The sequence below is a fragment of the Actinoplanes sp. NPDC049316 genome, assembly GCF_040677315.1.
In the GTDB taxonomy this organism is placed as follows: domain Bacteria; phylum Actinomycetota; class Actinomycetes; order Mycobacteriales; family Micromonosporaceae; genus Actinoplanes.
Map to the genome: position 1 here is coordinate 386,729 of NZ_JBFAQM010000004.1, position 21,555 is coordinate 408,283.

Here is a 21,555-nt window from a genome sequence, read left to right on the forward strand (position 1 = left end):
CGTCAGCCTCCGGCCCATTTCTCCAGGTCCAGCTCCCGCAGCGCGTGCGGCGCGAACATGCCGAGCACCGCGAGCACGGCCACCACCGTGAAGATCGACCGCAGCACCATCGTCTCGCCGCGGCCGCCGACCTTGACCGCCATGCCGTTCGGCACGCCCACCATGCGCCACATGCGCCGGCCCATCGGGATCGGCCAGAGGATCGGCACCCCGTTCTTGGTGATCATGTCGCCGAAGAGGTGCACCACGCAGCCCACGCCGACCGCGAAGCCGAGCATCGGATACCCGCGGTCGCCGGGCAGGTTGGCGCCGGTGAACCAGGCGATCACCCCGGCCGACAGCGTGACGATCACCCAGCCGGCGCGCTCGGCCCACGAGTCGAACAGCCCGCGCAGGGCCAGGCCGGCCATGAAGAAGACGATCGCGACGACCGCCCATTTCCCGTACGCCGCGCACAGCGTCGTCGTGCCCCACCCCACGAGGCCCGCGAACGGCAGCGTGTGGGTCAGCGTCCGGTGCCCGTTGGTACGCCGGGGATCGCGGCTCAGCTTCGTCGCGGTGTAGACGCCCAGCGAGACCTTCTCGACCACCTCGGCGACGAACAGCGAGAACACCCCGAACGTCCGGGCCACGGTGGCGCCGCCCTGGTTCCGGGTGACCTTGCCGGACAGGTCGAGGTCAGGCAGCAGGGCGCCGCCCGCGCACACCGTGGCGCCGACGGCCACGGCCAGCGGGCTCTGGGCGTACCCCGCGAAGTGATCGAGGGCCCAGCTCCCGGCCAGCCAGACCGACGCGCCCGACAGCGCGTGCGACGGACCCATCATGATCTTTGCCCACCCCTCCCCGTAGGCCGATCACTGTCGCATCGGCGGGAGGGGCGGGCAACGACCGCCACGTCTACTGTGGAGTGGTCAAGATCACCGATAGCCGGGAGAGTTCCACGGCGCGACCCGGTGCCGGTAGTAGTGCTCGTGCCGGACGTCGCCGTAGCGCGCGTGCCGGATCAGGCCGATGACCAGGAACGCGAGCGGGATCGCCGGCCAGAAGAACGGCGCGCCGGAGAGCGCCCAGAGGCCGGTCAGCAGCAGCGCCACGGCCGCGACGAAACCGGCGTGGCGGCGTACGCCCCGGCGTGTCGCGGCCTGCGCCTGCGGGGTGCGCGCCAGGGCGTCGCGGCCGCCGTCGGGCAGGTCGGCGGTCAGCGGGTACAGCTCGTCGCGGTACTTGGCCGCGTACACCTGGCCCAGCCGTTCCTCACCCTCCTCCAGGGTGAGCCGGCCCTCGGCCATCGCGGCCCGCAGGATCTCGGCGACCTGCTCCCGCTCCGAGTCGGAGGTCCGGAGCCGGGCTGAGCCGGACCGGACGGCGTCGTTCGGATACATGGTGACCTCCCGTCGTGGTCCCTCCAGCGTCGCCGCCGCGGCGCCGCGGCACGTCGGCCCGGCGGAGCATCCGGTACGCGGCGAGCGGAGCACCCGGCCCCGGCGGCGTACGCCCGGCGGAGTACACGCCGACGCGCACCTGCTCCCCCGGTAGCAGCCCGGACCGCCCCGCGCGTGGATGCCCCGCCGCCGCGGGGTGCCGTAGCGTCGACCACGTGCACATGCAGCGCCGTGACCTGCCGCCCTGGCGAGCCGGCCGGGCCCGCCACGGCACCGGGCCCGGCGCGGTCATCGCCGCCTTCTGCTTCCACGTGTTCGGCAACTGGTCGCACGCCGCGGCGTACCCCCGGCCGACCGCGGCCCTCGCCTGCGCGCTGCTGCTCGCCGGCCCGATCGCGCTCGTCTGGCGCCGGCGCGCGCCACTGCGGGTGCTGGGGGTCGCGGCCGCGGCGAGCATCGCGTACGCCCCGCTGTCGGCGCCGTCGTGGACGTTCGCCGTCGCGCCGATCATCGCCCTGTTCACCGCGGTCAAGGCGGGCCGCAGCCGGCCGGCCGCCGTGATCACGAGCGCCGCGTACGCCGCGTACCTGGCACTGACCTGGGTCTTCGCGGACCCGCTCGGCGTGGACGAGGCGGCCCGGCCCGGCGTCCGCGTGGCCGTGCTGACCGCGATCGTGCTCGCGATGACCATGTTCCTCGGCGGAGCCGCCCGGGCCCGCAGCGCGTACCTCGCCGAGATGACCAAGGTGAACGCCGAACGGGCCCGCGCGCGCGAGGAGCAGGAGCGCCGCCAGGCCGCCGATGAGCGCCTCCGCATCGCCCGCGAGCTGCACGACGTCCTCGGCCACCACCTCTCCTTGATCAACGTCCAGGCCGGCGTCGGGCTGCATCTCATGGACAACCGGCCCGAACAGGCCCGCGAGGCGCTCACCGCGATCAAGACCGCGTCCGCCGAGGCGCTGCGGGAGGTACGGTCCGTGCTCAGCGCGCTGCGCCCCGACGAGGAGGCCGCGCCCCGCCAGCCCGCCCTGGGCCTGGACCGGCTCGCCGACCTCACCGCGGACGCCGGCCTGCCCGTCACCACAGCGACGTCCGGGACACGGCGGCCGCTGCCGGCGGAGGTCGACCGGGCCGCGTACCGGATCGTGCAGGAAGCCCTCACGAACGTCCGCCGCCACGCCGCGGCGGGCTCCGCCGAGGTCGCGATCGAGTACGCCCCGGCCGAGCTGCGCCTGACCATCCGCAACGACGGCCCGCCCGCGCCCCCGCCAGACCTACCGGCCGACGGGTCGGGGATCGCGGGGATGCGGGCGCGGGCGGAGAGCCTCGGTGGCACGCTCACCGCCGGCCCGCTGCCCGAGGGCGGCTACCTCGTCTCCGCCGTCCTGCCCACCACCACCGCCGCCGCGCCTGTCGGAGGAAATGCATGATCAAGGTCCTGCTCGCCGACGATCAGGCGCTGGTCCGCGCCGGTTTCCGGGCGCTCATCGACGCCGAACCGGATCTCGAGGTCGTCGGCGAGGCCGGCGACGGCCTGGCCGCGGTCCAGCTCGCCCGGCAGACCCGCCCCGACGTGGTGCTCATGGACATCCGCATGCCCGGCGTCGACGGCCTCGAGGCCACCCGCCGCATCGCCGCCGAGCCGGACCTCGCGGCCACCCGGGTGGTCATCCTGACCACCTTCGAACTCGACGAGTACGTGTTCGAGGCGCTGCGCACCGGCGCGTCGGGCTTCCTGGTCAAGGACACCGAACCGGTCGACCTGCTCCGCGGCGTCCGCGCCGTGGCCGCCGGCGACGCCCTGCTCTCGCCCAGCGTCACCCGCCGGGTGATCGGCGAGTTCGCCACGCCCGGCGGCCGCGGCCGGCCCATCCGTCCCCCCGAGGACGCCGAGCGGCGGCTGCACCAGCTCACCGACCGCGAACGCGAGGTGATGGTGCTGGTCGGCGAGGGCCTGTCCAACGACGAGATCGCGGCCCGCCTGGTGATCAGCCCGGCGACGGCGAAGACCCACGTCAGCCGCACCATGGTCAAGCTCGGCGCGCGCGACCGGGCGCAGCTGGTGGTGCTCGCCTACGAGGCGGGCCTCATCCGGCCCGGCTGGCTGGCCTGACCTGCGTTTCACCCGGGCAGCTGGTCCTGGCCGTCCCCGCCGCCGATGCGGCCCGGCTGGGCCTGGCCGCCGTCGACGGTCTCGCCCGGCTGGGCGAACCACGCCGGCGCGTCCTCCAGGGCGGTCCGGATCCGCTGGTGCGCGAACGGCGTCAGCTCCGGCAGCGCGTCCAGCGCGAACCAGCCGACCGCGACGGACTCCGCGTCGTTCACCCGCGCCTCGCCGCCGACCGCCCGGCAGCGGAACCACGAGTTGACCATGTGGCAGTGGTCGCCGTTCGGATACGTGACCTCGTGCAGCGCGACCCCGGCCAGTCGCTCGACCTTGACGTGGACGCCGGTCTCCTCCAGCACCTCCCGGACCACCGCGTCGGCGGGCTGCTCCCCCGGATCCATCATCCCGGCGATCAACGCCCACCGGTGGTTGTCGCTGCGCTGCCCGAGCAGCACCTCGCCGCGGTCGTTGAGCACCACGGCGCTGACGGTCGGGAACATGAGCAGCTCGTGACCGACCTTGGCACGAAGACGCTTCACATAGTCGGATGCAGGCACGCACCGACCCTACGGTGATCCGTCTAGAGCCGGCGGGCGCGGAGGAGCTCCGCGACCGACCACGCCTGGAAGGGGCATCCCGTGGCGCCGTGCGGCGCGTCGCCGTCCGCGGTCTCCGAGACCGAGCCGAGGCCGTACTCGCCGAGGTGGCCGTCGGCGTCCGACAGCGTCTGCTCCGCCGACACGCCCAGCCGGTTCCAAGCCGTCACGTACGGGCCGATCAGCCACGGCCACGCCGTCCCCGTGTGGTACGCCGAGTCCCGCTCCGCGGGCGTGCCCCGATGCCGCCCCCGGTACCCCGGCGAACCCGGCGCCTGGCTGCGCAGGCCCAGCGGCGTCATCAGCGCCGCCCCGATCGTCTGCAACGCGGCCGGCTCGGGACGCAGCGGCGCGTACGGCAGCGACCACGCGAGCAGCTGATTGGGCCGCAACGTCGAGTCGTCCCCGGACGGACCGTCCACGACGTCCTGCAACAGCCCCGCGCCGGCCGGCTCGGGGAAGCGCTTGGCGAAGGATGTCAGCGCCGCGGGGTGGGCGCGAACCGCTGCGCCGGCGTCCGCGCGGGCCTGCCACGCCAGCTTGATCACCATGGCCAGGCCGTTGATCCACAACGCGTTGACCTCGACGGGCTTGCCGGCGCGCGGGGTCACCGGCACCCCGTCCACGCGCGCGTCCATCCAGGTCAGCGCCGCGCCGGGAGCGCCCTGGCGGAGCAGGCCGTCGGCCGGGTCGGCGCCGATGCCGTACCGGGTGCCGGCCAGATGTGCGTCGACGATCCCGCGCAGCGCCGGCAGCAGCTCCGCGGCCAGGTCGGTGTCGCCGGTCAGCGCCACATGCCGGCCCACCGCGTGCAGGAACCACAGGGTGCCGTCGACCGTGTTGTACTCCACCGTGCCCGTGTCGGCGGTGTTGGCGAGCATGCCCTGCGACAGCGTGGCCGCGTACCCCTGCAGCAGCGACCGGCCCGGCGACTCCCGCCCGGTCGCCAGGAACAACCCCTCGTAACTGATCATCGTGTCGCGGGACCACGCACCGAACCACGGGTATCCGGCCACGACGTCCGGCCCGGCCGCGGTCCGCACGACGAACGCGTCGGCGGCCAGCGCCAGCGTGGCCTGCGCTTCGTCGGCCGGCTCGGCCGCCGCCACGACGGCCCTGTTCCGGGTACGCGCGGCAGCGACCACCTGGTCGGCGGGCTCGGGTACGACGCCGAGATCACCGGCCCACGCCGACACGCACGCCGTGGCCCCGGCCTGCCGCAGCTCGGCGTGGAAGCTCCCGGCGTACCAGAGGTCCTCCGTGGGGGTGAGCCCGCGCGCCGCCTCCTCGCGGTGCCGCACGCCGCGGAACCACTGCCCCGCGCCGCGGAAGTCCGGCCCCCGCAACCGGTACGCGCCCTCCACCAGGCACCCGCCGTCCACCTCGGTCACGACGGGTACGGTGCTTCCGGCGGTCCGCTCGCCGTGCACGTCACGCCACGTGCACAGCGCCTCCAGACGCAGGCTGACCGGCCCACCCGTCAACAACCGGTGCACGACGGCCACATTGCTACGCCCGTACGCCATGGCGATCTCGCGTTCCAGCACCACGTCGCCGATCCGCCACCGCCACCGGGGCAGCCCGTCGACCAGCTCGAACCCGGAGAGGAACCGGTGCCCCTCCGGCGACACGGCCCCGTCGGCCCACTCGTGCGTGCCCAGCCGGACGACCGCCCCGGAGGCGAGCGTGACGACCGCGTCCAAAGAGGCCAGCCCGAGCTGCCGCGCGGCCGGCGTGGCGCCGGCGACGACGAGCAAACCGTGATACCGCCGGGTCCGCAGCCCGCTGACGGTGCCCATCGCATACCCGCCGAGCCCGTCGGTGACCAGCCACTCCCGGGCGGCGCCCTCGTCGAGACGCCCGCACACCTGCGACCCGAACGCGATGCGATGCATGATCCCCCGTTCTGGGTTGAGCCGCGCGGCCTGGCGCACGGACCCGATCCGTGGTGCCGCTGTCCCTGCCCCGGCACGCTATCGGGTGGCGTCCGGCTACGGCGAGTGACGCCCCGCGCCGCCGGCGTACACCACCCATCCGCAGCCCCCGGGCCGGGCATCACGCCGCGTCCGCATAGCACTCGACCACCGACACATCGAGTGGAAAGCGCACCTCCGTCTCTCCGAACAGCAACTCCCCCGCCCGCGCCGCGCTCTCCCGCACCGCTTGCACCACGCGCTCCGTCTCCTCCATCGGGCAGTGGACCCCCACCTCGTCGTGCACGAAGAGCACGATCTCGGCGCGCAGGCCGGTCAGGGCCGTGCGCAGGGTCGCCAGGAGGGCCAGGGCCCATTCCGCCGCCGTCGCCTGGATGACGAAGTTGCGGGTGAAGCGGCCGCGGGCCCGGCCCTGAGGTCCGCCCTGCGGGGCTTCGGCGGAGCCGGCTTCCTCGGGTGGGTCGAGGCCGGCGTCGCGCCAGGCGGTGGAGGCGGGCGGGCAGGTGCGGCCCAGCCAGGAGCGCACCAGGCCGCCGGCCTCGCCTGTGCGGGCGGCGGCTTCCACGTACTCGAAGGCGGTCGGGTAGCTCTGACGCAGCACCGCGAGGGCGGGGATGGCCGCGCCGCCGGTCTGGCCGTACATGGCGCCGAGGAGGGCGACCTTGGCGCGGGGGCGGTCGCCGGCGAACGCGTCGGCGGCGAGGGCCGCGTACAGGTCGTCGGCCTCCCCGGCGGCCGCGAGACGCGAGTCCCCGGAGACCGCCGCGAGCACGCGGGGCTCCAGCTGGCCGGCGTCGGCGACGACGAAGCGCCAGCCGGGGTCGGCCACCACGGCGCGGCGGACCACCTTGGGGACCTGCAGCGCGCCGCCGCCGCGGGTGGCCCAGCGCCCCGAGACCACGCCACCGGGCACGTATTCCGGGCGGAACCGGCCGCCGCTGACCCAGGCATCGAGCCAGGCCCAGCCGTGCGCCGTCCAGATGCGGTAGAGCTCCTTGTATTCCAGGAGCGGTTTGACGGCGGGGTGTTCCACGCGGCGCAGCACCCAGGCGCGGGTGTTCGGCACGTCGATGCCGGCCTTGGCGAACGCGCGCAGCACCTCGGCGGGCGAGTCGGGATGCAGGCCGCGCACGCCGAAGGCCGCGTTGACCTCGGCGGTCAGCTCGGCGAGCCGGCGCGGCGGCCCGACCGGCTGCGGCGCGCCGAGCAGGTCTCGAAGCACCTGGTCGTGCACGTCGGCGCGCCAGGGCAGGCCGGTGTGCCCCATCTCGGCGGCGAGCAGCGCGCCCGCGCTCTCGGCCGCCACGAGCAGGGCGAAGCGCCCCGGGTGGACGGTCGCGCCGGCCCGCCGGTGCTGATCCGCATAGACCCGGACGAGCGCATCCAGCACGACGGCCCCCGCGGCAGCGGAACCGCCCGACGACGACGAGGCAGCAACCGCCGCGGCCGACGGCGAAGCTGCAGCCGACGACGGAATCGCGGCCGACGCCGACCGCGCAGCAGCAGCCGACGACGGGATCGCGGCCGAAGCCGACCGCGCAGCAGCAGCCGACGAGGTAGCAGCGGTGGATGAGGAGGCTGCGACGGCCAGAACGGCCGCGTGCCCGCCGCCCGGGCCGGCGCCGGTGTCGAACAGCGCCGCCTGCGTCAGCCCGGGCGGCTCGGGCATCCGCGGCGGCGGGTCCGGGGGCACCGCGACGCCGGTCAGCCGGGCATACGCCGCGGCCAGCGAGCGGGGCTCGCCCCAGCGTCCGGCGTGGCCCAGCAGCAGCGCCTCGGTCAGCTCGACGTCGTGGCACCGGGCGACGCGCACGCCGGCGCGCAGCAGCGCGGGATATGCGTCCGCGGTTGAGGCCCACAGCCAGCGCGGGTGGTCGGCGGCCTCGCGGTCGGCGATCGCCGCGGGCAGGTCGGCGACGCGGCACGCCTCGGACGCGGGCGTGCCGTCGGGGCGCAGGGTCTGCAGCCACCCGGGCCCCCGCGCGCCGTCGTCGTCGAACACCACCGCCACCAGCACGGACTCATTCTGGAACAGGGGTACGACAAAAAAAGCGGGCGGCGCCGGTCCCCGTGGAACGGCGCCGCCCGAGAAGTGCTGGGGTTACTTGGTCGCGCCCGCGGTCAGGCCGGACTGGATCTGCCGCTGGAAGAACGCGTACACCAGGATCATCGGCAGGATCGAGAGCGTGAGCGCCGCGAAGAGCGCGGCCCAGTTGGCCTGGTAGCCCGCCGAGACGGAGATGTTCGCGATGCCCTGGGTGAGGACCCATTTCTGGTCGGCGCCCTGGCCCTGCATGATCGCGACCGGCAGCAGGTACTGGTTCCACTGGCCGACCACGTTGAAGATCGTGATGCTGACCAGGCCGGACTTCGCCATCGGCAGCATCACCTGGAAGAACAGGCGGGTGTGCGAGGCGCCGTCGACGATCGCCGCCTCCGCGACCTGCTCCGGCAGCGTCTTGAAGAACGCCGTCATGAAGAAGACGGTGAACGGCAGGGAGTAGGCGATGTAGACCAGGATCAGACCGGTGTACGTGTTCAGCAGGTTGAGGTTCTGCAGGATCAGGAACAGCGGCACGATGGCCATGAAGACCGGGAACGCCAGCCCCGACACGAACAAGTAGTAGATGAAGCGGTTGCCGACGAACTTGTAGCGGGCCAGCACGTAGGCGGCCATCGAGCCGAAGATCATCGTGCCGGTGGTGCTCAGCGCGACCACGAAGACGCTGTTGAAGAAGTAGCGGCCGATGTGGGCCTCGGTCCACGCCGTCTTGTACGTCTCGAAGGACAGCTTGCTCGGCAGGCTGAACGGCGCGTGGGTGAAGATCTCGGTGTTGCTCTTGAACGACGCCAGGATCACCCAGATCAGCGGCGCGATCACCAGGATGCCCCAGATCGCCAGCGCGACGTGGGCGAAGCCGCTGAAGAGCTTGATCTCGCGCTTGCTGCCGGACGCGGTGGCGGCGTGCCGGCGGCCCGGGTACGGCACGGTGCCGGGCGGCGGTGCGGAAACGTCGGTTCGCAGGTTGGTCATCTCAGGCTCCCGGTGCGGCTCAGAGCTCGACGGCATCGCGCCGGGTGACCCGCAGGGTCAGCGCCGCGAACGTGATGGTGAGGAAGAACAGCACGACACCCATCGCCGAGGCGTAGCCGAACTGTGCGTAGTCTTGCATGTTGCGGAAGATTTCCAGGCCCAGCACGGTGGTCGCGCCGTCCGGGCCGCCCCGGTCCACGCTCATGACGTTGACGAGGGCGAAGGCGTCGAAGGCCGCGATGCCGAGGTAGACCCACGCGACCTGCAGCGTGTTCCACAGCAGCGGCAAGGTCACCTTGAAGAACAGCGTGCCGCGGGTGGCGCCGTCCAGCGCCGCGGCCTCGTAGATCTCGGTCGGGATGGAGCCCATGCCGGCCGAGAACAGCACCACGTAGAAGCCGACCGCCTGCCAGACGAGCACCGCCAGGATCGACCAGAGCGCCAGGTTCTTGTCGGCGAGGAACAGCACCGGGCCCGAGCCGAACTGGTGCAGGATGCCGTTGATCAGGCCGCTCTCGTCGGGCGAGTACACCCGGGCGAAGATGACGGCCACCAGGGCCAGCGCGAGCAGCTGGGGGAAGAAGAACACCACGCGGTAGAACTTCGACCCCCAGACACCCCGCGTACGACCGCCCTTCGACCCGCCGCCCACGTTGAGCAGGAACGAGAAGAAGAGCGCCAGGATGATGGTGAACAGGGGCAGGAAGACGAGCAGCAGCGCGTGGTGCCGGATCGCCTTCCAGAAGGTGTCGTCCTGGAAGAGCTTCGTGAAGTTGTCGAAGCCGATGTAGTTCACCTCGGGCGAGAAGCCCCGCCAGTTGGTGAACGACAGCTGGAACGCCTGAAGGTACGCCGCGACCACGAACGTGCCGTAGATGGCCACCGGCACGATCAGGAAGCCGATGATGAACGGGTACCTGCCGTGCTTCATGGTTCTCGTGCTCCGTTCGTGGTCGCGGATCAGGTCGTCGTCGAGGGGATAATCAGCGCTTGAACTTCTCGATGGAGGAGTCCTTCTTGACCGCGTCCGCGGCCTTCTGCATCCGCGTGCAGAACTTGTCGGCGGAGCCGCCCTGGTACATCAGCTCGTTGGTCGCCGCGCGCAGCTCGTCGTCCAGCTTCTTGTACCACGTGTCGAAGCGGAAGCTGAAGGTGTCGGCGCCGGCGGCGCCGAGGGCCTTGTTGCCGGAGGTCAGGCCGGGGCTGATCTCCATGCCGTCGGTGGCGCCCGCGACGACGGTCAGGGTCTTGGTGAGCTGGGTGAAGCCGATGGCGCCGGCCTTGGACAGCATGTGGCGCAGGAACTCCATGCCGCCGCGCGGGTTCTTGCCCTTGGCGGCGACGAAGTACTGCTCGCCGGCCGCGGCGTACAGCGCGGTGACGGGCAGCTTGTCGGCGGTGGTCACGCTCGGGATCGGCATCAGCTGGTAGTCGAAGCCGTCCGGGGTGTCCTTGGCCTGCTCGTTCTCCAGCCACGAGCCGGACGGGTACAGACCGACCTTGTACTGGTTCTGCTGCAGCTGGACCTCGGTGTGCTTGAGGCCGAGGAACGCCTTGTTCGAGTACTTCGCGCCGACCTCGGCCCACGCGGCGGCGGCCTGCTTGACGGCGTCGTTGGTCCAGGCGTTGTCCTCAAGGTTGTCGATGTTCTTGAGGATGTCGGCGCCACCGATCTTCGCGGCGCTGGTGAGGATCACCGTGTACTGGTAGTAGGGCGCGTTGGCGCCGGCGTACCCGTAGGGGGTGATGCCCTTGGCCTTCATCTTGTCGAGCAGCGCGGTGAACTCGGCCCAGGTGCCCGGCACGGTCCAGTTGTTCTCCTTGAACAGCTTGCCGGAGTACCAGAGGCCGAAGACCGTGAACGCGTAGTTGAGCACGTACGGCTTGTCGTTGAACGTGCCCTGCTCCACGGTGCCCGGGATCAGGGTGTCCTTGACGGTCTTGCCGGCGATGTCGAGCGACGGGGCGGCGTACAGGTCGGTGAGGTCCTGCACCTGGCCGGCCTGGACGAGGGCGCCCTGGTCCATCAGCTTCGAGCCGGAGTTGTTGATCATGTCCGGCGGGTTGCCCGCGGTGAACCGCGGCTGCACGACGGTCGAGATCTCCTCGGTCTGGTTGAACGTGACCTTGGAGTTCGGGAAGAGCTTGTTGTACGACGGGATGTCGACGTCCGTCGCGTACTTGGTGCCGAGGCCACCGTTGAAGATCACGATCTCCAGCGGCGCGTCCTCCTTGATGCCCAGCGGGTTCGTCGCCGAGACGGTGCCGGCGGGCTTGTCGCCCTTGTTGTCGTCATCGCTGCTGCCGCCACCGACACACGCGCTCAGCATGCCGACGGCGGGGGTGGCCAGCAGGCCCACGGCGGCCGCGCGGCGCAGCAGCGTCCGGCGGTCGACCTCGGGCTTGAAGATCTCGGACATTCGCTTTCTCCTCAGATGTGATGCGGTGCCGGGTCGGCCGGCGACGGCGCGTGCCGCCGGGCCGGGTGGGACAAGGACTGGTTCATCGGGTGTGTCGTCTTCAAGGGGCGGAACCCCCGTCCTTGGCGGCTTTGTGGCCGTGGACGGCTTGCGCGGTGCGCTGGAACGCCGCGTGCGAACGTTCGTGGGTCCGCTGGGCGACGGCGACGTAGAGCAGGTCCAGCACGACCAGCTGGGGGTGCCGCGCGGAGAGCGCGTCGGGCCGGAAGGTGGTGGCCTGCGTGGCGGTGAGCAGGACGATGTCGGCCAGCTCGGCGAGCGGCGAGGACGGGAAGCTGGTCAGCGCGATCGTGGTGGCGCCGCGGCTGCTGGCCTCGGCGAGCAGCTCGATGGTCTCCCCGGTCTCGCCGCTGTGCGAGATGCCGAGCGCGACGTCGCCCGGACGGGACAGGGCGGCACTGGCCAGGCCGTTGTGCACGTCGGTCCACGCCCAGGCGGCGACGCCGATGCGGTGCAGGCTGAACTGCATCTCCTCGCCGACCAGCGCGCTGCCGCTGGCGCCGAAGATGTTGACCCGCTGCGCGCCGGCGATGGCGACGGCCGCCCGCTCCACCTCGGCGAGGTCGAGCAGCGCGGCGGTGTCGTGCATTGCGCGGGTGTCGGCGGCCATTATCTGGGCGAGCACCCGATCCAGCGGGTCGCTGGGCTGGATCTCGCGGCCGATGTCGACGGTCCATCCCGCCGACCGGGCCCGGCCGGTCTCCGCGGCGATACCGAGCCGCAGGTCCGCGTACCCGTCGAAGCCGAGCGCGCGGCAGAAGCGGGTGACCGTCGCGGGCGAGGTGCCGCTGCGCTCGGCCAGCTCCACGATGGTCGCGCGGGACGCGGCCGCGGGGTTGGTGAGAACCTGCTCGGCGACGCGCTGCAGGGCGCCGGTGAACTCCGGCAGCAGCGTGCGGACCCGTACGAGCACCCCGTCGTTGTGGGACAGGGAACCGGGCGCCTGGTCGCGCGCCAGCGAGTCGACGACCGCTGTCATCGCGGCGCCGTCCGCATCCGGCTCGACCATGGGCCGTCCCCTCAGGTAGGAGTGTTAACTGTCGCGGTAAAAGTTCTTACTGCGGGCCCCTTCCTGTCAAGACCGTGGGCGAAGTTTTCAAACCGTTACCAAGCGCAGCCGCCTGACCTCGGCGAATGGATAGTCGGTTGACGCACGTCGATCCCTAAATGACGCATACGACGTGACCGCCATCACATGTGGCGGTTGATCCCGTTTTGTTCATCATCTGTTCGCCCGATGGCCGACCGACCGACGGATGATTCGACCCCCTAACGTGAAACGCCCTCGCGACAGGCGAGGGCGTTACAGGGGCGCGGCAAAAATTCTGCCCAGAACCGGTTAAGCGCTGTCGCGGACCGCCTGCGCGAAGACCTCCGAGCGGTGCTCGAAGTTGCGGAACCGGCCGTAGCTGGGAGCCGCCGGGGACAACAGCACCACCCCGCCGGCCGGGGTCAGCTTGCGGGCCAGGCGTACGGCGGCGGGCAGATCCTCGGCCGGCTCCGTACGAACCCCGGGCAGCCCGGCCAGCTCGTCGAGGATCCGCGGCCCGCTGTCAGGCAGGCCGATGACGGTAATCTCGCGACCGCGCAGGTGCTCACGCAGCGGCGCGTAGTCCAGCCCGCGATCGGTGCCGCCGACCAGCACGGTCAGCGGGCGGCCCTCGTACGCGTCGATCGCGTGCATGGCCGAATACGGACTCGTGGACAGCGTGTCGTCCACGAAGGTCAGCCCCGACGGATCCTCGATCTCGGCCAGCCGGTGCGGCAGCCCCTCGAACGACGCGACCGCCTCGCGCAACTCCTCGACGCTGCCGAGCACGTCCACGCCCATCCCGTCGAGCACGGCCAGGGCCACGCACAGGTTGCGGCCGTTGTGCTTGCCACGCAGCTTGAGGGTGTCGCGGTGGAACAGGGGCTCGTCGCTGCAGTAGACGAGATCGTCGTCGTCGATACGGAACCGCGAGTCGCCCGCCCCGGCCGGGATCGCCGGGAACCCGTTCAGGTCGCGGACCTCGATCGTCTCGCGCACCAGCCGCTCGTCGGCGCCGTTGACGACGATCAGTTCCGGCCCGTGGGCCAGCAGGTTCAGCTTGTCCCGGTAGTACTCGCGCTCACCGCCGTGCGCGTCGAGGTGCTCGGGGAACAGCGAGGTCACCACCGCCACCCGCGGCGAGTCCGTCAGGTCGCTGCACTGGTAGCTCGACAGCTCCAGCACGTACTGCTCCGCGGCCGGCAGGTCGAGCAGCGGCACGCCGATGTTGCCGCCGAAGACGTTCGGCCGACCCACCGCGGCCAGCAGATGACTGATCAGCGCCGACGTGGTGCTCTTGCCCTTGCTGCCGGTCACGCCGACGGTCCGCCGGGCGTTGTCGGCCATCCACAGCGCACTGCCGCCGGTGATCGTCACCCCGCGGGCGCGCAGATCCGCCATCCACGGGTGGGTCTGCGGCACGCCCGGCGAGCGCACCACGACGTCGGCCGCCGCGAGCGTGGGGAAAGCGTGCTCCCCGCCGGCCAGCGGCGCCAGCGCGGCGAGCTCGCCCTCCCACGGCACGGACAGGAAGTTCGCGCTGTCGTCGACCGCCATCAGGCGTGCAGGGGCGTGCGCGGCGATCGCGGTGACGGCGGCCCGGCCCTCACGGCCGGTACCCCAGACGGCTACTGAACGTCCGCGCAGGTCTGCAAGGCGCACTGAAACTCTCCCTCTGCCAAGTCGCACTAGTATTGCCCGTCGGTCCGATGACAGGAGTTCGCGGGTGCAGTTCGACGTCATGCGCTTCCCCTCGTACGCATACGACCCCCACACCGGGGTCGCGACGTTCGACTACGTGCTCGACGGCCCCGCGCCCGAGTCGTTCACCGAGACCGTCACGTTCCCGGTGCCCGAGGGCCGCGAGGTGCCGCAGACCTTCCACCGGGTGCTGGAGCTCCTGCACGTCGTCGCCGGCGTGAGCTACTACAAGGTCGGCGCGCCGCCGCGGATCGAGGCGCCCACGGCCGTGCCGGCCGAGGCCGCGGCCCTGTTCGACGCCGTCTACAGCAAGGGCCTCGGCGAATACGCGTACGTGAACCAGCTGCCGTACGTGCTCGACATGACGGTCGAGGTGCCCGGGACGGCGCAGCCCGCCGAACCGGTGGACAACGCCGACGGGCGGCCGCTGTCCGCGGTGGGTGGTGGCAAGGACTCCATCGTCACGCTGGAGATCCTGCGCGCGGCCGGGCTCGGCCCGGTGCCGTTCTCGGTCAACCCCAACCCGGTCATCGTGGCCGTCAACGCGGCGTCCGGCCTGCCCGCCCTCGCCGCGCGGCGCAAGCTCGACCCCCGCCTGTTCGAGCTGAACAAGGCCGGCGCCCGCAACGGCCACATCCCGGTGACCGCGATCAACTCGCTCATCGCGATCGCCACCGCCACCCTGCACGGCCTCGGCCCGGTGGTGATGTCCAACGAGCGCTCCGCGTCCGACCCCAACCTGGTCTGGAACGGTCACGAGATCAACCACCAGTGGTCCAAGGGCGTCGAGGCGGAGGGGCTGCTGCGCGCCGCCGTCACCGCGCACGCCGGGCTGACGGAGCCGTACTTCTCACTGCTGCGCTCGCTGTCGGAGCTGCACATCGCCCAGCTGTTCGCCCGGTTCACCGCGTACGACGACGTGGTGACCAGCTGCAACAAGGCGTTCAAGCTGCACGACCCCACGGCCCGCTGGTGCGGCGACTGCCCCAAGTGCCGCTTCGTCGCGCTGGCCATGGCACCGTCGATGCCGCGCGAACGCCTCACCCACATCTTCGGCCGCGACCTGTTCGCCGACCCCGCCCAGGTGCCCGGCTACCTCGAGCTGCTGGGCATCGACGCGCACAAGCCGTTCGAGTGCGTCGGCGAGGTCGAGGAGTCGCTGGTCGCGCTGACCATGCTCGGCGACGACCCGCAGTGGCGCGACGCTCCTGTCGTGACGGCGCTGCGCGCGGCGGTGCCCCCGGCGGCGTGGGCGGAGGCCTCCCGCGAGGCGGTGCTCACCCCGGGCGGGCCGACGTTCGTGCCCCCGGCGTACGCGAAGGCGCTGTCCCAGGTCCTGTAGCTATTCTGTCCCCGACGGTCGTGCTCTCCCGGCCCTTGCTTCGCTGCGGTGCAGTCGATCACTCCGGCCGGTCGTGGTGTATCCGCTCCGGGTGCACCCCGAGCTGCTGCAACGCCGCGCTGGTGGCGGCCAGCATCAGCGGCGGCCCGGCCAGGAAGACCTCGTGCTCGGACCATTCGCCGTACGCCGCGACCGCGTCGGTGACCAGGCCGGAGGCGTACGGGCCGGCCTCACCCTCGGAGATCACCGGCACCACCGTGGCGCGCCGTGCGGACCCCGCGATCGCGGTGATCTCCTCGACGTCGTACAGCTCGGCGAGCGTGCGCGCGCCCCAGAACAGCACCACCGCCCGCGGGTCGCCGGTGGCGGCGAGCTCGGTGAGCAGCGCCTTCAGCGGCGCGACCCCGGTGTCCCCCGCGATCATGAGCAGGTCACGGCCGGACGAGGGCAGCACCATCTCGCCCTCGGCCCGGGACAGGCGCACCTTGTCACCGACGGCCGTCCGGTGCACCAGCGTGCCGCTGACGCCGGTCAGCGTCTTGGCGCGTACGTGCAGCTCGATGACGTTGTCGCGGCGGGGCGCGCCGGCGAGTGAGTACGGCCGCCACACCCCGGGCAGCTCGGACACCTCGATGCGCGCGTACTGCCCCGGCACGTACGGCATCGGCAGGTACGGCCGCAGCCGGATCACCGCCAGGTCCTCCCGCCGCAGCTCGTGCGACACGACCACGGCCGTCCAGGTCACCGGGTGGTACACCGCAGCGGTCATGCCGTGCGCGATCCACTCGTACGCGTGCTGCCACGTCGACCGCCAGGCCTGGTCGAAGTCCTGCCGCCACCCGTTCGCGGCCATCCCGGCGCGCATCGCCTCGGCCAACGCGGCCCCGGCCAGCTGCAGCTGCTGCGGGGCGACGCCGCACTCGGCCAGCGCCGCGCCCAGCCGCCCGAACCCGGCGACCACCGCGGGCGGCTGATCGATCGTGTGCGCCAGCCAGGTCAGCCCTTCAGCGAGCTGCTCGGCCTGCGAGGCCGGGCTGCCCGGGAGGCGGCCGAACAGATCCGGCTGCGCCTGGGTCAGCGCGGCACGCAGCCGGACCGCCACCTCCTGAGGGCCGCCGGCCAGCGACAGGCTGTTGGTGAGCAGCCGCCGCACCTCGCTCAGGGCGGCGTCGTCGGCCGGGTCCATCCCGTCGACCGGCTGCGCGGGCCGATGGGGTACGGGCGGCCGGATCGGGCCGGGACCGGTGAGGGGCGCGACCGGGTCGCCGGGCCACGGCTGCCCCACCAGGCGCGGTCCGCCGATACCGGGAATGCCGCCGATCGGCTGGGTCGAGGCCGCGGGCAGGGCGGCGGGCCACGGTCCGGGCCCGGGCGGATACGGGATGGCCGAGCGCCGCTGCGGTACGGCGGGAAGATCACCGGCCGGCGCGGGGAGGTCGCCGGCCGGTGACGTCGGCGTGCCCGGAGCAGGCGGAGTGGTCCCGGGCGGCAACGGAACGGCCGGAGCAGGCGGGGTGGTCCCGGGCGGCAGCGGAACGGCGGGAGCGGGTGGGAACGTGCCCGGCAGGGGCAGGCCGGCACCCGGGCGGGGCGTCGGGTGGCCCGGCGTGCGGGTCTCGTCCGGCATCGCCGTCGCGGGCAGGGCGGGCAGCGCCGGGCCGTCGATGATCGGCCCGCTGAGATCCTGCGGCGGGCCGGCCGTCCCGGTCACGGCCGGCGGCGGGCTCGCAGGCCCGGTCACAGCCGGGGGTGGAGCGACCGGACCGGCGGCGGTCGCAGGCGGTCCTCCGTCGGTGGCAGGCGGGTTCTTGGCCGGGGTCGGCGCCGGTGGGGTGGCCGGCCGGGCGCCTCCCGGCACAGCACCCAGGCTCGCCCGCGGGCCGCCGGGCTCGGTGCCCTCCCGCTCCTCCGCCTGCGCGGGGGCTCCCTCGAGCTGCGGTCGCGCCGCCGCACCGGGCCACTGCGGGTGCACCAGCAGCTCGGGGTGGATCGGCTCGGGTGCGGCCGGCAGCTCGGTGGCGTCCTGGCCGGCCAGTGCGGCCTCGACGTCCGCGGCACCGGCTGCGGCCGCATCGGGCGCGGCCAGGCGCAGGCGCATCGCCCGCAACAGCGCCAGCATGTGCGGGTCCGACCCGGAACCGGCTGACACCTGCACACCCCCGGAGCGCGAGAACGACGAACAGTACAACCGTACTGCCGCCCGCGCGCGGCCGCCGCTCTACCCGGCCGCGCGGGCCATCCGGTCCACCGCTTCCTCGAGGATTTCCGCGGACGTGCCGAAGTTCAGCCGCACATGACCGGCGCCGGCCGCGCCGAACCGCAGCCCCGGCTCCAGCGCCACCCGGCCCCGGTCGAGGAACAGGCCGGCGGGCTGCCCGCCCTCCTCCCGGGCACGGCAGTCCAGCCAGGCCAGGAACGTACCCTCCGGCGGTTGCCATCGGATCCAGGGCAGACGGGTACGCAGCAGCTCCGCCAGCTGGGCCCGGCGCTCGGCGAGGAAACCGAGAAGCTCGTCCAGCCACTCGTCGCCGTCGGTGAACGCGGCCACCGTGGCCAGCACGCCGAGATGTCCCGTACGCCAGCGCACGTCCGGCGGGAACTGCGGCGCGAGCGGACGGACGCCGTCGACCACCGCCGCGCACTTCAGCCCGGCCAGGTTGAACGCCTTGCTGGCCGAGAGCACGCTGACACCGACCTCGGCTGCCCCGGGCAGGCTCAGGAAGGGCGTGAAGGTGGCACCCGGCAGCACCAGCGGTGCGTGGATCTCGTCGCTGACCACCGTCACGCCGTACCGGGAAGCGAGCGTGACCAATGCGGCCAGCTCGTCGCGCGAATGCACTCGCCCGACCGGATTGTGCGGATTGCACAGCAGGTAGACCGCCGGGTGGGCGGCGAAGGCCGCCTCCAGCGCGGCGAGGTCGAGCCGCAGGTCCGCGGTGAGCGGCACCTCGCGCAGCTGCGCCCCCGCCTCCGGCGCCCAGTGGAAGAACGGCGGGTACACCGGCGGGCTGATCACCACGGCGTCGCCCGGGCGGGTCAGCACGCGCAGCAGCTCCACGACACCGACACCCACGTCGGTGACCGCGGAGACCCGCTCCGGGTCGATCTCCCAGCCCCACCGCCGGGCCGCGAAGCCCGAAACGGCCCGGCCGAGATCGGGTACGGACGCCGAGTAGCCGGTGTCCGACGAGTCGACGGCGGCACGCAGCACGTCGGCGACCACCGGCGCGAGCGGCACGTCCATCTCGGCCACGAACAGCGGGAGCACGTCCGCCGGATACGTACGCCACTTGGCGCTGCGCCGGGCGCGGAGGGTCTCGAGCGAGTCGACCTTCATGACCCCATCCTCGCCCGCCGGCCCGGCCCCGGCACGCCGGTTGCCCCTCGCCATCACCCGGCCCGCCGGCAGGGCCTCGGCACGTCGTGTGCCGCCGCCCGGCTCGCGACCCGGGCCCGGCGATGTCGTACCCGGGTGGCATGCTCGGTCTGCTCGCAGAAGGGGGATCCCATGACCAAGGTGGTCGCCGACATCTCGATGTCTCTCGACGGGTTCGTGACCGGGCCCGACGCCGGTCCTGAGCAGGGTCTCGGCCGCGGCGGCGAGGCGCTGCACACCTGGGCGCTCGCGGGCGACGCCGTGGACCGCGACGTGCTCACCTCCGCAACCGACGCCACGGGCGTGGTCGTCATGGGGCGGCGGCTGTTCGACGTCATCGACGGCCCGCACGGCTGGAGCGACGAGATGGGCTACGGCGCCGACCTCGCCGCCGTGCCGCCCGTGCTGGTGGTGACGGGCACGCCGCCGGAGCGCACGCGGCTGTCCGCCGACCGGTTCACCTTCGTGGTCGACGGCATCCGCAGCGCCGTCGCGAAGGCCAAGGCCATGGCCGAGGAGCGCGACGTCGTCATCATGGGCGGCGGCGAGACCGTGCGCGGCGCCATCGACGCCGGCGTGGTCGACGAGCTGCGGCTGCACTTGGCGCCCGTCCTGCTCGGCTCGGGCACGCCGCTGTTCTCCGGCGCGGTCCCCCGCCCGCTGCGCCAGATCCACGTCCAGGCGTCCGCCCACGCCACCCACCTGACCTACCGGGTGGACTGAGGTGCCCGAGGTCCACCTGATCACCGATCCGCAGGACGAGCGCCTCGGCGACTACCGCGCCCTGACCGACCTCGAGCTGCGCACGAAATGGGAGCCACCTAACGGCCTGTTCATCGCCGAGGGCGAGCTGGTGCTGCGCCGCGCCCGGCGCGCCGGCTACCGTCCCCGGTCGTACCTCATCGACGCCAAGCGGGTCGACCAGCTGAACGACGTCGACGACGCCCCGGTCTACGCGGCGTCGCCGGCCGTGCTCGAACAGGCCACCGGCTTCCACGTGCACCGCGGTGTCCTGGCGTCGTTCCACCGGCTGCCGCTGCTCGCCGCCGGCGACGTCCTGTCGACCGCCCGCCGCGTCGCGATCCTCGAGGACGTCAACAACCACACCAACATCGGCGCGGTGTTCCGCGGCGCGGCGGCCCTCGGCATCGACGCCGTCCTGCTGTCCCCGACCTGCGCGGACCCGCTCTACCGCCGCAGCGTCCGGGTCAGCATGGGCGAGGTGTTCGCGATCCCGTACGCCCGCCTCGAGCCGTGGCCGGACGCCCTCGACGACGTCCGCAAGGCCGGGTTCACCGTCCTCGCCCTGACCCCGGCCGACCACGCGCTCCCGATGCAACGCCTCGACGCCGCCCAGCGGGCCCGGCCGGCGCTGCTGCTCGGCGCGGAGGGCCCCGGCCTGTCCCGCCACGCCCTGGCAGCCAGCGACATCCCGGTACGCCTCCCGATGCGCCGGGGAGTCGACTCGTTGAACGTGGCGGCCGCGGCGGCGGTGGCCTTCTGGGAGCTGAGCCGCGACGACGACCTGTGACCCGCCACGGCTCCCGGGCAGCGGGCCGTCCGAAGAGGACAGCCGATTCCTGGACCGAGCCGAGCCATGCTCTGCGCCGGCCGGTGCGGCCTTCGGTGCGGCCCAAGCCGGCCGGTGCGGCTCAGGCCGGCCGGTGCGGCTTCCGTGCGGATCAGGTGGGCGGGATCAGGCGGGAGCCGGTCCACGCCAGACCCATCCCCGCGGCCAGCAACAGCAGCGCGCCCACCGTCGGCAGTGGCTTCACCGCGTACGAACCGGCCCCGATCGACACCGCCGCCAGGATCAGCAGCACCCCGTCCGCCGGGTTGACCAGCTTGGACCGCAGCACCGCCCAGCCCAGCAGCAGCCACCCGGCGCCCATCACCGCGGCCGCGACCACCGACGCCGTCCGCAGCTGCCCGGCCGTGACACCCGCCGCCTCGAGCCCTCCACCGGGTGGCAGCGCGACCAACGGCAGCCACAGCGAGACCCCGGCCAGGCCGACGAGCAACCCCGCCACGGCCGGCCGGCGCGTACGCGACCCCGCCAGCAACCCGGCCAATGCGACCATCGCCACCGTGCACAGCCAGCCGGCCGCCACCTCGACGACGAACGGGCCCGGCGGGGTGGCGATCCCGAGCGTGGACCAGCCGTAGAGGGCCGCCCCGGCGGGCAGGGCCCAGAGGGCGTTGCGGGCGTACCGGCGCACCGACCAGATCCACACCGCCTCCCGGACCGGCAGCAGATGGTCGTCGCCGGCCGGCGAGCGGGCGCCGCCGACCCAGGCCGGTGCGACGCGCAGCGGGCGGCCGCTGGCGGTCTGGTGCTGACTGATGCTCATGGCTCCGCCTTGACTGGGCTCAAGCTTCAGTGGCCGGGGGCACCGCTCAAGGAATCTGGGTCCACCATGGCAAAACCCCGCGCATCGGCGCGGGGTTTTGCAATATTCGCTACGATCCCGCACCCGGGCGGGTGGCGGGCGCCCCTCGGCCGGGGCGGATGACGGGCGCCCCCGGCCAGGGCGGATGACGGGCGCCCCCGGCCAGGGCGGATGACGGGCGCC

Annotated in this window: 18 protein-coding genes; 5 read left to right on the plus strand and 13 right to left on the minus strand. The window is 73.0% G+C overall.

The features are described 5' to 3' along the window. Window positions 1–2 precede the first annotated feature (2 nt). Together AB0K03_RS09135 and AB0K03_RS09140 are read right to left on the minus strand one after the other, a co-directional pair. Complete coding sequence (locus AB0K03_RS09135) at window positions 3–824, minus strand: metal-dependent hydrolase (RefSeq protein ID WP_364682357.1); 822 nt, start codon at window positions 822–824, stop codon at window positions 3–5. Between the two features lie 93 nt (window positions 825–917). Next, window positions 918–1,382, minus strand: a complete 465-nt coding sequence (locus tag AB0K03_RS09140) for a DUF1707 domain-containing protein (RefSeq protein WP_364682359.1) — start codon at window positions 1,380–1,382, stop codon at window positions 918–920. Window positions 1,383–1,603: 221 nt separating this feature from the next. On the opposite strand from AB0K03_RS09140, the gene AB0K03_RS09145 reads away from it, so the two are divergent. Continuing rightward, entirely contained in the window at window positions 1,604–2,812 is a 1,209-nt protein-coding gene (locus AB0K03_RS09145; RefSeq protein WP_364682462.1) for a sensor histidine kinase, read from the plus strand. Beyond that, window positions 2,809–3,495 (plus strand): response regulator transcription factor, encoded by a 687-nt coding sequence (locus tag AB0K03_RS09150; protein WP_364682361.1) that lies wholly within the window; start codon window positions 2,809–2,811, stop codon window positions 3,493–3,495. Before AB0K03_RS09145 ends, AB0K03_RS09150 begins: the two co-directional genes overlap by 4 nt. A gap of 8 nt (window positions 3,496–3,503) precedes the next feature. Here AB0K03_RS09150 and AB0K03_RS09155 read toward each other — a convergent pair whose 3' ends face one another. From AB0K03_RS09155 to murD, 8 genes are all read right to left on the minus strand, one after another. Beyond that, on the minus strand, window positions 3,504–4,046 hold the full coding sequence (locus AB0K03_RS09155; RefSeq protein ID WP_364682362.1) for an NUDIX domain-containing protein: 543 nt from the start codon (window positions 4,044–4,046) through the stop codon (window positions 3,504–3,506). A gap of 23 nt (window positions 4,047–4,069) precedes the next feature. Continuing rightward, window positions 4,070–5,980 carry an amylo-alpha-1,6-glucosidase gene (locus AB0K03_RS09160; RefSeq protein ID WP_364682364.1) on the minus strand — a complete coding sequence of 637 codons (1,911 nt, stop codon included), beginning with the start codon at window positions 5,978–5,980 and terminating at the stop codon, window positions 4,070–4,072. Window positions 5,981–6,140: 160 nt separating this feature from the next. Further along, entirely contained in the window at window positions 6,141–8,036 is a 1,896-nt protein-coding gene (locus AB0K03_RS09165) for a bifunctional 3'-5' exonuclease/DNA polymerase (protein ID WP_364682366.1), read from the minus strand. Window positions 8,037–8,120: 84 nt separating this feature from the next. Beyond that, the gene (locus AB0K03_RS09170) at window positions 8,121–9,053 is read right to left on the minus strand and encodes a carbohydrate ABC transporter permease (protein WP_364682368.1); all 933 of its coding nucleotides are present in this window, start codon (window positions 9,051–9,053) and stop codon (window positions 8,121–8,123) included. 19 nt (window positions 9,054–9,072) lie between these two features. Continuing rightward, complete coding sequence (locus AB0K03_RS09175; protein WP_364682372.1) at window positions 9,073–9,984, minus strand: sugar ABC transporter permease; 912 nt, start codon at window positions 9,982–9,984, stop codon at window positions 9,073–9,075. A gap of 52 nt (window positions 9,985–10,036) precedes the next feature. After that, window positions 10,037–11,473 carry an N-acetylglucosamine/diacetylchitobiose ABC transporter substrate-binding protein gene (gene ngcE / locus AB0K03_RS09180; protein WP_364682374.1) on the minus strand — a complete coding sequence of 479 codons (1,437 nt, stop codon included), beginning with the start codon at window positions 11,471–11,473 and terminating at the stop codon, window positions 10,037–10,039. Between the two features lie 100 nt (window positions 11,474–11,573). Continuing rightward, a complete protein-coding gene (locus AB0K03_RS09185) occupies window positions 11,574–12,542 on the minus strand; it encodes a MurR/RpiR family transcriptional regulator (RefSeq protein ID WP_364682376.1) in 969 nt (322 codons plus the stop codon). Window positions 12,543–12,872: 330 nt separating this feature from the next. Next, window positions 12,873–14,225, minus strand: coding sequence for a UDP-N-acetylmuramoyl-L-alanine--D-glutamate ligase (gene murD / locus AB0K03_RS09190; RefSeq protein WP_364682378.1), 1,353 nt, complete (start codon window positions 14,223–14,225; stop codon window positions 12,873–12,875). 79 nt (window positions 14,226–14,304) lie between these two features. On the opposite strand from murD, the gene AB0K03_RS09195 reads away from it, so the two are divergent. Continuing rightward, window positions 14,305–15,606 (plus strand): hypothetical protein, encoded by a 1,302-nt coding sequence (locus AB0K03_RS09195; RefSeq protein WP_364682464.1) that lies wholly within the window; start codon window positions 14,305–14,307, stop codon window positions 15,604–15,606. A gap of 58 nt (window positions 15,607–15,664) precedes the next feature. Here the strand turns inward: AB0K03_RS09195 and AB0K03_RS09200 are convergent, their stop codons facing one another. Then, entirely contained in the window at window positions 15,665–17,755 is a 2,091-nt protein-coding gene (locus tag AB0K03_RS09200; RefSeq protein ID WP_364682380.1) for a flavohemoprotein, read from the minus strand. 69 nt (window positions 17,756–17,824) lie between these two features. Continuing rightward, a complete protein-coding gene (locus AB0K03_RS09205; protein ID WP_364682382.1) occupies window positions 17,825–18,943 on the minus strand; it encodes an aminotransferase class I/II-fold pyridoxal phosphate-dependent enzyme in 1,119 nt (372 codons plus the stop codon). 171 nt (window positions 18,944–19,114) lie between these two features. On the opposite strand from AB0K03_RS09205, the gene AB0K03_RS09210 reads away from it, so the two are divergent. Together AB0K03_RS09210 and AB0K03_RS09215 are read left to right on the plus strand one after the other, a co-directional pair. Further along, window positions 19,115–19,705 carry a dihydrofolate reductase family protein gene (locus tag AB0K03_RS09210; protein ID WP_364682384.1) on the plus strand — a complete coding sequence of 197 codons (591 nt, stop codon included), beginning with the start codon at window positions 19,115–19,117 and terminating at the stop codon, window positions 19,703–19,705. Window position 19,706: 1 nt separating this feature from the next. Continuing rightward, window positions 19,707–20,513, plus strand: a complete 807-nt coding sequence (locus AB0K03_RS09215) for an RNA methyltransferase (RefSeq protein WP_364682386.1) — start codon at window positions 19,707–19,709, stop codon at window positions 20,511–20,513. A 151-nt stretch (window positions 20,514–20,664) separates the two neighbouring features. Here AB0K03_RS09215 and AB0K03_RS09220 read toward each other — a convergent pair whose 3' ends face one another. Next, a complete protein-coding gene (locus tag AB0K03_RS09220) occupies window positions 20,665–21,333 on the minus strand; it encodes a hypothetical protein (protein ID WP_364682388.1) in 669 nt (222 codons plus the stop codon). Window positions 21,334–21,555: the final 222 nt, after the last annotated feature.